The sequence below is a fragment of the Metabacillus mesotrionivorans genome, assembly GCF_052171315.1.
Taxonomy (GTDB): Bacteria; Bacillota; Bacilli; order Bacillales; family Bacillaceae; genus Bacillus_P.
The window spans coordinates 67,806-80,159 of the sequence record NZ_JBQMFF010000006.1 but is presented as its reverse complement, the minus strand read 5'-3'; the positions used below and the strand labels follow the sequence as shown (position 1 = coordinate 80,159).

The 12,354-nt window shown below is 44.9% G+C and carries 11 protein-coding genes; 10 read left to right on the top strand and 1 reads right to left on the bottom strand.

Going from position 1 to position 12,354, the window contains the following annotated elements; genetic code table 11:
* The first annotated feature begins 35 nt into the window (after positions 1-35).
* From ACTSEZ_RS15970 to nadE, 5 genes are read left to right on the top strand one after another with little or no spacing between them, the layout of a single operon-like run.
* Entirely contained in the window at positions 36-809 is a 774-nt protein-coding gene (locus ACTSEZ_RS15970) for an NUDIX hydrolase (RefSeq protein ID WP_369735229.1), read from the top strand.
* Between the two features lie 54 nt (positions 810-863).
* The gene (locus ACTSEZ_RS15965) at positions 864-1,412 is read left to right on the top strand and encodes a cysteine hydrolase family protein (RefSeq protein WP_369735227.1); all 549 of its coding nucleotides are present in this window, start codon (positions 864-866) and stop codon (positions 1,410-1,412) included.
* Between the two features lie 16 nt (positions 1,413-1,428).
* Entirely contained in the window at positions 1,429-2,904 is a 1,476-nt protein-coding gene (locus tag ACTSEZ_RS15960) for a nicotinate phosphoribosyltransferase (RefSeq protein WP_369735226.1), read from the top strand.
* Between the two features lie 27 nt (positions 2,905-2,931).
* The gene (gene nadD / locus ACTSEZ_RS15955) at positions 2,932-3,546 is read left to right on the top strand and encodes a nicotinate (nicotinamide) nucleotide adenylyltransferase (protein ID WP_369735225.1); all 615 of its coding nucleotides are present in this window, start codon (positions 2,932-2,934) and stop codon (positions 3,544-3,546) included.
* Positions 3,547-3,558: 12 nt separating this feature from the next.
* Positions 3,559-4,380, top strand: a complete 822-nt coding sequence (gene nadE, locus ACTSEZ_RS15950; RefSeq protein WP_369735224.1) for an NAD(+) synthase — start codon at positions 3,559-3,561, stop codon at positions 4,378-4,380.
* A 467-nt stretch (positions 4,381-4,847) separates the two neighbouring features.
* Here the strand turns inward: nadE and ACTSEZ_RS15945 are convergent, their stop codons facing one another.
* Positions 4,848-6,518, bottom strand: coding sequence for a glutamine--tRNA ligase/YqeY domain fusion protein (locus ACTSEZ_RS15945; protein ID WP_369735223.1), 1,671 nt, complete (start codon positions 6,516-6,518; stop codon positions 4,848-4,850).
* Positions 6,519-6,850: 332 nt separating this feature from the next.
* Between ACTSEZ_RS15945 and ACTSEZ_RS15940 the strand changes: the two genes are divergently transcribed.
* From ACTSEZ_RS15940 to ACTSEZ_RS15920, 5 genes are all read left to right on the top strand, one after another.
* Positions 6,851-7,174 carry a hypothetical protein gene (locus tag ACTSEZ_RS15940; protein WP_369735222.1) on the top strand — a complete coding sequence of 108 codons (324 nt, stop codon included), beginning with the start codon at positions 6,851-6,853 and terminating at the stop codon, positions 7,172-7,174.
* Positions 7,175-7,217: 43 nt separating this feature from the next.
* Positions 7,218-8,540, top strand: a complete 1,323-nt coding sequence (locus ACTSEZ_RS15935; protein WP_369735220.1) for a hypothetical protein — start codon at positions 7,218-7,220, stop codon at positions 8,538-8,540.
* On the top strand, positions 8,533-8,937 hold the full coding sequence (locus ACTSEZ_RS15930) for a UCP033725 family protein (RefSeq protein WP_369735219.1): 405 nt from the start codon (positions 8,533-8,535) through the stop codon (positions 8,935-8,937). The genes ACTSEZ_RS15935 and ACTSEZ_RS15930 overlap by 8 nt, the downstream gene beginning before the upstream one ends.
* Complete coding sequence (locus ACTSEZ_RS15925; RefSeq protein WP_369735218.1) at positions 8,934-9,320, top strand: SseB family protein; 387 nt, start codon at positions 8,934-8,936, stop codon at positions 9,318-9,320. Before ACTSEZ_RS15930 ends, ACTSEZ_RS15925 begins: the two co-directional genes overlap by 4 nt.
* A 321-nt stretch (positions 9,321-9,641) precedes the next feature.
* Positions 9,642-12,338: a GTP-binding protein gene (locus tag ACTSEZ_RS15920; protein WP_369735217.1), complete on the top strand. Its 2,697-nt coding sequence runs from the start codon at positions 9,642-9,644 to the stop codon at positions 12,336-12,338.
* The last annotated feature ends 16 nt before the right edge of the window (positions 12,339-12,354 follow it).

The following is a 12,354-nucleotide window of genomic DNA, read 5'->3' as shown; positions in this document are numbered from 1 at the left end:
CTTGTTAATTATAAAAACCGAAGGAGTTTGTATAGATGTCCAATGATGAAGCTCTAAAGAAGTATGATATAAAAAAATACAGAACTCCTGATGGGTATACGTCCGATATTTGTGTGTTTACGATTGTGTCTGAGTTTGACGGGGAGTACAAACCGCCTCTGATGGATTTGAAGCTGATGATGATTCAGCGTGCTGCACTTGATGCGGAGGGAAATCCGAATATTGAGGCGAGCAAATGGGCGCTTCCTGGAGGATTCGTTCAGGAGGATGAGTCGGCCTTTGAAGCAGCCAAGCGGGAGCTGGAAGAAGAAACGAGTGTTTCCGGGGTGCATGTGAAGCATTTCGGCGTGTATGATCAGCCTGGGCGCGATCCGCGCGGATGGATCATCTCCAATGCCCATTATGCGATTGTGCCTGAGCATTCCCTCTCATTGAGAAAAGCGCAGGATGATGCGGCCGAGGTTGAGCTGTTTTCTGTGAAAGAAGTGCTGAAGCTCGACTTGGCCTTTGATCACCGGACAATTATTGAGGATGCGATCAAAGTCATTACAAACGATCTGCTGCAGTCGACTGTGGCGAAGAATTTTCTTCCTGAATTTTTTACTTACTCAGAGCTGCAGGCAGTGCTTAAAACGGTCACGAATGATCCGGCGATTGTAAGCGAGCAGTCCTTTTCGCGGAAAATTAAAACACTGCCATTTATTAAAGAGGCAGAGGGGAAGACTTCGAGAACATCAAAAAAGCCTACACAGCTTTATACATTTGTTGAAATGGATGTTGTGAAACCGATTTATACAGCGCGTTACTAGATTTGATAATTAACAATTCATTAAGTGTTAAATACTATAGGGGAGTGGACTTTAATGAAAAGAGCGTTAATTAACATTGACTATACGGTGGATTTTGTAGCGGATGACGGGGCTTTAACTTGCGGAAAGCCGGGTCAGGTAATAGAAGAGGAGATCGTAAACGTAACGAAAGACTTTCTTGAAGCGGGTGATCTGGTCGTTTTCGCCATTGATGTGCATGAACAAAATGATCCTTTTCATCCTGAGACAGCTTTGTTTCCCCCTCACAACTTAAAAGGAACAGACGGCCGCAGGCTTTTTGGAAAGCTTGAAGGCATTTATGAACAGAATAAAGAGCAAAGTCATGTACAATGGATGGATAAAACAAGGTACAGCGCGTTTGCAGGGACGGATCTTGAGCTCAAGCTTCGCGCAAGAGGGATAACAGAGGTTCATCTGGTTGGGGTTTGTACAGATATTTGTGTGCTGCATACAGCTGTAGATGCTTACAATAAGGGGTTCAGCATAACGGTTTATGAAAAAGCAACGGCAAGTTTTAATCAGGACGGGCATGCGTGGGCGCTTTCTCATTTTAAACATAGCCTGAATGCGAAGGTTGAATAGATAGATGGAGGTTCCAATGATGAAATACACAGATGACAGCTTGATGCTTCATACAGATCTTTACCAGATTAATATGGCGGAAACCTACTGGGAAGACAAGATGCACAACCGCAGGGCGGTGTTTGAGGTTTTTTTCAGAAAGCTGCCTTTCAGCAACGGCTACGGGGTTTTTGCAGGTCTTGAGCGGATTGTGGAATACTTGCAGCACTTTTCTTTTACGGAAAGTGATATTGAATATCTTCGTGATGAGCTTGGCTATAAAGAAGACTATTTGGAGTATCTAAAGGGAGTGCGTTTCACGGGCAATGTAAGGTCGATGGTTGAAGGAGAGCTTGTTTTTGCCAATGAACCGATTCTCCGGATCGAAGCGCCGCTTGCTGAAGCACAGCTTGTGGAAACAGCGCTGTTGAACATTGTGAATTACCAAACATTGATTGCGACAAAAGCTTCGCGCATTAAGCATGTGGTCGGGGAGCAGAGTGCAATGGAGTTCGGAACGCGCCGGGCTCATGAGATGGATGCAGCCATCTGGGGAACGCGCGCTGCCTACATTGGCGGATTTGATGCTACATCAAACGTCCGTGCAGGGAAAATGTTCGGCATTCCGGTTGCAGGCACGCACGCTCATGCTCTGGTGCAGGCATACCGCGATGAATATACAGCTTTTCATAAATATGCGCGCCGCCATAAGGATTGCGTGTTCCTTGTAGATACGTACGATACGCTGAAATCAGGTGTGCCGACTGCAATCAAGGTTGCAAAAGAGCTTGGCGATAAAATCAATTTCAAAGGGATTCGTTTGGATAGCGGCGATCTTGCATATCTGTCAAAAAAAGCAAGAAAAATGCTGGATGAAGCAGGATTCACGAAAACACAGATCATTGCTTCAAATGATCTTGATGAAAACACAATTATCAACCTGAAGTCACAGGGGGCAAGAATTGATTCATGGGGGATTGGCACAAAACTGATTACCGCTTACGATCAGGCTGCTCTCGGTGCTGTCTATAAACTTGTTTCAATTGAAGATGAGAATGGCAAGATGCAGGATACGATTAAGATCAGCGGAAACCCGGAGAAAGTAACAACACCCGGCATTAAGAAGGTCTACCGAATCATCAATACCCTGAACCATAAATCAGAAGGGGACTACATTGCCCTTGAGGATGAAAATCCAGGGTCTGAAAAGCGCCTGAAAATGTTCCATCCGGTTCACACGTTTGTCAGCAAGTTTGTGACAAATTTTGAAGCGAAGGATCTTCATCAGGATATTTTCAAAGATGGAAAGCTTGTATATGAGCTGCCTGAGCTTCAGGAAATTCAGCAATATGCGGCAGACAACATGGATGTGCTCTGGGATGAGTACAAGCGGACGATGCACCCGGAGGAGTATCCGGTTGACTTGAGCGAAGCTTGCTGGGAGAACAAAATGAGAAACATCGAAGAAGTAAAAACAAAGGTTAAAGAAATGATTGAAGAGGGAAATAACTAAACAGAAGCCTGATGGGAGAGAAGCAAAATGGGGAAGATCGGAATTTACGGGTCATCTTTTGATCCGGTAACAAATGTTCATTTGTGGACAGCAAGTACAGTAGCACACCGCTGCAGGCTGGATAAGGTCATTTTCCTGCCGTGTTCGGGAAAAAGGAAAGACAAAGCAATGAAAACGTCCGATCTTCACCGCTGGAATATGCTTCAGCTTGCACTTGAAGGAAATGATAAGTTCCTCGCCGATGATTATGAGATTAATCAGGAGGCCTGGAATGTATACACGTACTACACACTTGAGCACTTTAAGAAGAAGTACCCGAACGATGAGATTTATTTTATTATGGGTGCCGATTTGCTTGTGGATATTGCGGACGGCAAGTGGAAGTACGATCAGGAACTGGTCGCGAGCAATAAATTCATCGTCATGGCAAGGGAAGGCATTGATATGCTGCGGACGATTTCCCGCTCGCCGCTTCTCAGAAACCATGATGACGGGTCCACTTTTCACCTGATTGATAAGGGGCTTGCTATGGAAATCAGTTCTACATACATCAGAGATGAGTTTTCAAAAGGCGGAGAGCCGCGCTATTTGCTGCCTGATGCCTGTTACGAATACATCAAAAATCATTCTTTATATCATTAGGAGGCAATGAAGATGAGCATGCAGGAGAAAATTAGAAATGACTTGAATGTTAAACCTGAAATTGATCCGAAGGCCGAAATCAGAGAACGGATTGACTTTTTAAAGGCTTATGTCAAAAAAGCGCATGCTAAAGGATTCGTCCTTGGCATAAGCGGCGGACAGGATTCTACGCTTGCAGGACGACTTGCGCAGCTTGCGGTGGAAGAATTGAGAGAAGAAGGCATGAAAGAGGCGAAGTTTATTGCGGTCAGACTGCCTCATGGTGTGCAGCACGATGAAGATGATGCACAGTTTGCCCTTGCGTTTATTAAGCCGGATCATTCAGTCACATTTGACATTAAATCAACGGTCGAATCTTTTGAGAATCAGTACGCTCAGGCAGTGGATGACAAGCTGAGCGACTTTAACAAAGGGAATGTGAAAGCGAGAACGCGCATGATTACACAGTACGCAATCGCCGGACAGGAAGGATTGCTTGTCATTGGAACCGATCATGCAGCCGAAGCTGTAACAGGTTTCTTTACAAAATACGGAGATGGCGGCGCCGATCTGCTTCCGCTTGCCGGTTTGTCCAAACGTCAGGGCAGAAGTCTGCTTAAGGAGCTTGGTGCAGATGAAAGGCTGTATCTGAAGGTGCCGACAGCCGACCTGCTAGATAATAAACCTCAGCAGGCAGATGAGACAGAGCTCGGAATTACGTATGATGAGCTGGATGATTACCTTGAAGGAAAACCGGTATCAGAAGAAGTCGCGTCTAAAGTAGAGAAGCGCTATCTGATGACCGAACACAAGCGCCAGCTGCCTGCAAGCAAGTTTGATGGATGGTGGAAATAAGCAGCAGACACTAAGAAAGCAGCCGGAGGGTTTCCGGCTGCTTTCTACATGTGGCAGGGAGTTCTGGAATCCCCGCGCTCAATACAGCTATTTCATTATTTTTTCACCCGGTGGCTGACGGCTTGTAAAATGAACTGTTTTTCCTTCGCGCTGAGCATTCTCCAGCTCCCTGCCTTGATCTTCATATCTCACGTTCCTCCCTTCGAATAAATATGTATTTGGACATTCGCTTATTTTCTTTGTTAGTACGTTTATACCGCATTCCGAAATATGTAAAACCACACAATGTTCATCAAAGTTCGGGGCGCTGATGGGGAAATGGGAAGAATCTCAGGTGTATTCGACTTTACTTCTCATGAAACGACAGATTTTAACATAGACCGCTGACGAAAGATGAAGAAATGTTTTGAATAAAAATAGGAAAAAGACCTGATTTCAGTTGGTGAAATCAGGTCTTTTCAGGTTTATTATAATTTAAACGAACTCTTAAGCGATACGATTCTGTTGAAGACCGCTTTTTCGGGAGTCGAGTTTTTAGGGTCAACGTTAAAGTACCCGTGTCTGAAAAACTGGAATTTGTCGTGTGCCTTTACATCTTTCATGTTTGGCTCGACAAAGCCTTGCGCCACTTCAAGCGAGTTTTCATTGACGAAATCGAGGAATGTTTTTTCCTCTGCTTCTTCTTCGCTTTTCTCTGCTTCAAGGTCTGCATCGCGGATAAGCGGCTCGTACAGGCGAAACTCTGCAGGAACGGCCTGCGATGCTTCCACCCAGTGAATGGTGCCTTTTACTTTACGGCCTGTAAAGCCGGTGCCGCTCTTTGTTTCCGGATCATATGTGCAGCGGAGCTCAATGACCTGGCCGTTTTCATCTTTGATGACTTCTTCACATTTGATGAAGTAAGCATGCTTCAGGCGAACTTCGTTGCCAGGGAAAAGGCGGAAATATTTTTTCGGAGGGTCTTCCATGAAATCGTCCTGTTCAATGTAGATTTCACGTCCGAATGGAATTTGGCGTGAGCCCATTTCAGGTACTTCCGGATTGATTTCTGCATCAAGCATTTCCGTTTGTCCTTCAGGATAGTTGGTAATCACAACTTTAAGAGGCTTGAGCACGCCCATTGTGCGCGGTGCTTTCAGCTTCAGGTCCTCGCGAACATAATATTCAAGCATCGCCTCATCAACCGCACCGTACCCTTTGGATACGCCTGTTTCTCTTACAAAATTGCGGATGGCATCAGCCGTGTAGCCTTTTCTTCTTAGACCGGATACAGTCGGCATGCGCGGGTCATCCCAGCCGTCTACAAAACCTTCATCAACAAGCTGTTTCAGTTTGCGCTTGCTCATGACCGTATTTGTGATATTCAGGCGACCAAACTCGATTTGCTGCGGTTTCGTTTCCATTTCACATTCTTCAACAACCCAGTTATAGAGAGGGCGATGGTCTTCAAACTCGGTTGTGCAGATGGAATGAGTAACGCCTTCAATCGCATCTTCCAAAGGATGGGCAAAGTCATACATCGGATAGATGCACCAAGCATCACCTGTGTTATGGTGAACAGCGTGAGAAACGCGGTAGATGACCGGGTCGCGCATGTTCATGTTCGGCGAAGACATGTCAATCTTAGCACGCAGCACTTTGGTTCCTGTTTCGAATTCGCCTGCCCGCATCTTCTCGAACAGCTCAAGGTTCTCTTTCACAGAACGGCTGCGGTATGGGCTGTCTTTTCCCGGCTCAGTAAGTGTGCCTCGGTATTCGCGGATTTCATCAGGCGTCAGATCATCTACATAAGCTTTTCCTTTTTTAATAAGCAGAACCGCACGATTGTACATTTCTTCAAAGTAGTTGGATGCGAAATGAAGCTCGTCCCATTCATAACCCAGCCACTTTACATCCTCTTTAATGGAATCAACGTATTCCTGATCTTCTTTGAGAGGGTTCGTGTCATCAAAACGGAGATTTGTTCTGCCGCCGAAATCATCGGCAAGTTCGAAATTAATAAGGATCGATTTTGCATGTCCGATATGAAGATAGCCGTTTGGCTCAGGAGGGAAGCGTGTGATGACAGTCGAATGCTTGCCGCTTTCCAGATCTTCTTTCATAATAGTCTTAATAAAATTTGACGAGTTATTTTCCAAAATGTATCGTCCTTTCTTCTATGTAACCTTCATTATATCCATAAATCATCAGTTCATTTTACAATTATAAGTTTCCCGCGGCATTTATTCAAATGAATTCAGCTGTTTCTTGGCTTGCGCCGCTTTTTTGTATAAAATAAACCTTTAAAGGAAGGAATAAACTGTACGGAGTTTTCAATATATTCTAATAGTAGGAAAGGTGAATTTGATTTCTAGTCATATTCGCCTATATGCAAAAATAGTTTAATAGATAGTTGTAGGAATCATCCCCATATTTTAACATAACTAGTAAGATGCTTCTAAAACAGGAAGAAGGACGTGGAAAGAACTTGTTGGATACGATCGAGGACTTCTTTGAAGACTTGGAGAGGAAAAGAAAACAGGCTGAATACAACCGGGATGCAGATGAACTTGAAGCGTATCTTGCTGCCATCAAAAATGCCATGGGCACGTTTGATGACGGGGTATTTCATTTTGAAACGAGCCACCAGCAGTATGCAGATGAATGGACAGGTCAGGCAAAGCTTGCCTATGAAAGCATCCATGCAGAAATCCGTTCTGTTGCTTTTCAAATAGATGATGTCAAAGATGAGCTGTACCAGGAACTGAGAGGGGAAATTGCAAGACTTAGAAATCTTGCAGATACTTTCGCATAGAAGAAAGATCCGCATTCACGGGATAAAGGAGAGGTAGCTATTCATGGAAATAAAAATCAGACCGGAAGAACTTGAATCATTCGCAAGTCGAATTGACAGTTCCCGCTCTTATACCGGTGATGCATTGGATCTTTTAAGCTGGGAATCAGCAAGGCTGCGCTTCACATCTGTCGCCAGAGTGAGCACAGCACTCGATCTTCAGGAAGAAATCAGGCACTTGGTCAATCGTTTTCATACATTGACTGAGGATGCCAAGAGACATATTGAAAATACTGCGTCTGGCATGAGGGAAGCAGATGAGGCCGCAAAAGCATCTGCTTCTTCGGGCTGGGGCGGTTTTTTCTCGGGGCTGTGGGACGGAGCAAGCAACGGCCTCACAGATGCATGGGACGGCCTTGTGTCTCTGTTTGAATGGGAAACGTACGAAGCGATGTGGGATGCGATTATCCATCCCCTTGAAACGCTTGAAACTATGTGGAACACGCTGACGGAGGCGTGGGAAACAAAAGTGATCAATGGAGATGTGTACAGCAGGACGGAATTTTTCACATACGGGATTGTCTCTATTGGGCTTGGTCTGCTTGGGGGAAAGGGAATTGACAAGCTCGGCAAAGCTGCGAAACTTACTGATGTGCCGGACGGGGCGCCGACTGTACCTAAACTTACAACCGTCACTCACGGCATGGACACAAGTTTTGATTTTGCGAAGCTTCCGCAGGGGAAAGGATTTGCTGCAGAGATTAACGGTGTGCTGGATGAGGCTGGACTCACGAAGGATGAGTTTTTAGACCTCCAGGCTTCATACTATAAAGATCTTACGCCTGAAGAACTGGACAGCATGCATCGTGTCCGGGAGGCGGTTCCGCCTGTCACAAGCACTACTGTCCTGCAAAAAGTCATTGACGGGGAGAAGCTTGCTTTATATTTATCCGGTGACATAACAGATGTCGGCGGATGTATTGCCAAAATGGAAGATGTCAGCGATCTTACGGATTCAGCGGATATGTATCATTCTCTTAGAATGGATTATCCGAATACTCCGTTTGCGCCGGACAAAGAATATGCCGTCATCCGATTTACCACCGATCAAAGCGACCGGCTCAAAATTCCTTATGCAGAGGAAATGAACAGTCCGCATGCAGCCAAACCGAACGAATACATCAGCTACCCGCAGACAGGGCATGGATTTACAGCTGCAGAGAACGGGGAAATTGTGCCTGAGTACGAAACCATTTACGGCAATAATGCCCGTCCAAGTGCCGCTGAAATTTATATTGTTAGGGACGGCACAGAGGAACTTGTCGGCATGTACGATAAATATGATCAGCGATTTTATAGCATAGAGGAGTTAAACAGCGATGATTAAAAAAGGAGAATACGGGATTTATCAAGGTGTGGAATACTCGATCATTCCCGAAGGAAGCGGAAAAGTGACTCTTCGGACGCGGGATAAAGCTTCATCTCAGAACGGGTTTCAGGCAGCGGGGCTTAAAAAGAATGTGTTCGTTAAGCAAATTGACCAGTCAGAGCTTGAAAATGCGTATGAATATAAGCTGTCTGCAAACTACAGCGGCCAGGAATTCGCGATTGAAGGTGTAAACGAAGAGAACGGAACGGTTATCCTCAAGTCAATAGACCCTGATTCTGTAGACAAACTCGGCTTTTCTTCGCTTGGCAAATATGAATACATCAAAAAAGTAAGCATTCAAGACGTCACGATTCAAGAGAAGAAAAGTCCGATTCTGGGATTTGGCGAAAAATGAGCACACCATTCAACACCTTAGAAAAAGCCCTGATTGATGCCATGAGCAGCAATGAGAAAGTCGCCGGTTTTTACGACGTTTTAAAAGACAGCAGCGTTTGGCTTGTACAAAAGCAGGGCCTCCAAAAGAACAGTCCATTTTCCCTGGATCACGTCTACATCATGGAGAAGAAACAAAAAAAACTTCTTCCGGTCTTCTCATCGGAATTCCCCATTCGGAAAATGTTTCAGAAAAACACGGCTGTTCAGGTTCCATTCAAAGAGCTTCTGCAGATGCTTGACGAACAGACGGGAATCATCCTGAACCCGGATACTCCTCTCTCAAAGCTTCTCATTCCGCAGGAACTCGGGATGATGAAGAGAGGGCAAAACTATTTTAAATAGCATTCAGCCAAAAGAGAGAGGAATCTCTCTTTTTGTTTTTATAAGAAAACCGCAAAAACAAAATAAGTCTTTTGTACGATGATCTTCACAACCTGTGAAACAATTCAGCGGGTATTTTCTAATTTCAGCCAATTATTTCAGCGTAAAACCCGTATTCATCGTATTCGCTGTACTATATTTGGATGAATATCCCACTAACTAGATCGATAGTCGGTGTGAAACCCTCAGAAAAGGGGTAACACAAACTAAGCCATATAGGAGAAAGTTTTGATAGAATAGATCATTATATAAGTTTCTAGCGTACGTTAGGTGGAGGATACTATGACAAACGATAAACAGCTGATTCATAAATCATATTTCGAACGTTTTATGGAAGGCAGAACAGAGCAGCCTGTTCAGGTTCTCGGTGAGCTTCACTTTGAGGAGCAGGCAAAAGAAGTGATCGATCTTTCCTATATCCGTTATGCCCAGGGCGAGATTTATTTTCATAACAAGGACTATGAAACAGCGATTTTTAAATGGGAGAACATCAGCAATGAGCTTGAGCCATGGGCGCGAAAGAATATTGCCGATTCCTATTATGCGCTTGGTCATCTTTCTGCAGCCGAAGATATTTATACGGGCATTAAAAGCGACTCTAAGACGTTAAAAATGGAAGTCGCTCTTGAGCTGTTTTCTCTTTATCTCCTGAGAGAGAAAATTGAGCTTGCCTATAAGGTTATTAAAAAAGCTCTTGATCTCGATCCCGATTATCCGAATGTGACAGATCTTGCCCGGTCGTTTTATGAAGACCGGCAGGACTGGAAAATGGCTGCCGAGCTTGCTGTTAATGAAGGCCTGCGGACAGAGGAGCCGGAATGGTTTGAACTGCTTGATGAATACGTTCAGGCAGGCTACACAAAATCATTCGACCCGGAATTTTTCTATCAGCCGCTCATTTCTCTTTACCGCAAAAACCAGAAACTGTTCCAGCGTGTCACTGCCTCTCTGTGGGACAGCTACCGGAACGGAGAGTTTTATCTTTCATGGCTGAAAACGGTCAACACGATTTTCCTTAACGTGGAGGTTCAGCCGTTTGAAAGCTGGTCGAAAATGTCTGATATACATCAGAACACCTATTTAAGCATCATCAACGGCACGTATCTTGTGAAAGAACTGGAAGACATCGTCCCTGTTCTTCTGTCAAACTGGCAGAAGCTTGCCAATCAGTCAAAAGCTCTGTTTGCAGCTACGGCAGTGCTTGCCTGGAACGAGATTTTCCCTGCCTCTATGGATGCAGAATCATTGAAAACAGCAGAAACATTAATCTTTGATTCAGAGCACGACAGCGTCAGATTTGACTACAGCCTTGATCTGTTCAAATCACTCGTGGCATGGGCTGAAAATAACCATTTAGAGGTCGGTTATCAGAAAAAATGGCTTGTTTCCGAGCTTGCAGATTTAAACACATCCCACGTTCTTGTGAGCGGAACACCTGAAGGCGGAAAAGCAGCGATGATTAACCGAATCCTTGGCGAAAACCTTGTAACAGAAACAAGTTCACCGGTTTTCGTCCGCTCGGAGGGTGATCTGGCTGAGATGAACCAGATTACAGACAACGGAACAGAAAAGCGTTCCGATCAGTCGGAGCTGATTGATTCCCCGGATGTCTGGACTGAAGTGAAGTGGCCTGCAGAATTGCTTGAAGACAACCGTCTGGCTCTCCTGCATACAGCTGAAATCAGCCGGAACAGCGACATCGCACAAACGGCAGAGTTCCTGCCGCTTTCAGATGGAATGCTGTTTGTGCTTGACAGAAACACGCCTTTTAATGAGCAGGAGCTTGAAATTTTAAGGCAGCTTCAGGAATATGCGCTTAACACGCCGTTCCATTTTGTCCTGAACACGGCCGAACGGAGAGCGGCAGAGGATCTTCAGGGAACCATTAATCAGTTTTTCCCTCAGTCCCAGGTATTCGCCTTTTCATCCGGAAATATGAAAGGACTGGGTGAATTCCTTTCAACTGTATTCAGCACGCGCAGAGCAAAGCATGAAGAGAAACGTACAGCGAAACTGCTGCATTATATCCGCAGAACGCTTACTGACCTCTTGAACAAGCGTGTGCAAACAGAGAACCACCTTGTGGAAACCGTCAAATGGAACGAAGATATTTTAGTGAGACTGAACGGATTCATGAATCACTTAAGAGACGTCGAACAGGAAAAAGCAGCAGCAATCACGGCTTCATACCGCGAAGCAACAGCTGAAATGAAGCGTGACCTGAAGCTCGAGCTTCCAAAAATCCTGCGCGGCTGCTCAGCTCATATTAAAGAAGACAGCGACTTCAGCCAGCTTCACATTACGCTGAACCGTAAAATGAACGAGGAAATCGGCACATATGTCCATGACAACCTGATCCCTAAACTTCAGACAGCCCTTCGCGAATGGCTTGCCCGGACAAACGAAGAGCTCAATGAAAGCCAGGGCTACCTGAACGAGATGAGCACATCATTTAACGGCCTGTACGGTGAGGAAAAAATGAAGCTTGTTTGCGACTTTAAGGTATTAGAAGACTGGAGAAGGGACCTGAACCGCATGACAAGCAGAGCAGACGTTGAAGAACAAAACATCCTGCTCCGGTTCAAGCCGACAGAATTTCTCCTGAAAAGCGCAGGAAAACTGTTTGCTGCCCTTCCGCAAAACAAATCTATGCTTTACACACAATATAAAAAATATGTGGAAAGCAAAAACTATGAAGAAATCACAGCCGAGATCTCGAAGAAATTCTTCCTGGAATTTGATCTCTTTGAAAAAGCGCTCAAATCCGACATCGTGATCTTCTATCAGGACCCGATTCTTTACGTAGATGAAACGATCAGGGAGTCAGAAACAAGCATCTCAAGCAGCAAAGCTGCACTTGAAAAAATGAAATCAAATCCTGAAATTTACTACGATCCATTGCGCCTCTTTGAAGTAAGACTGCTGCAGTCTGAGTTTATGGTTAAGGCGAATGAAGAGAGTGCTTATATTAGAGGATGAGTGAAAAGAGACCTTC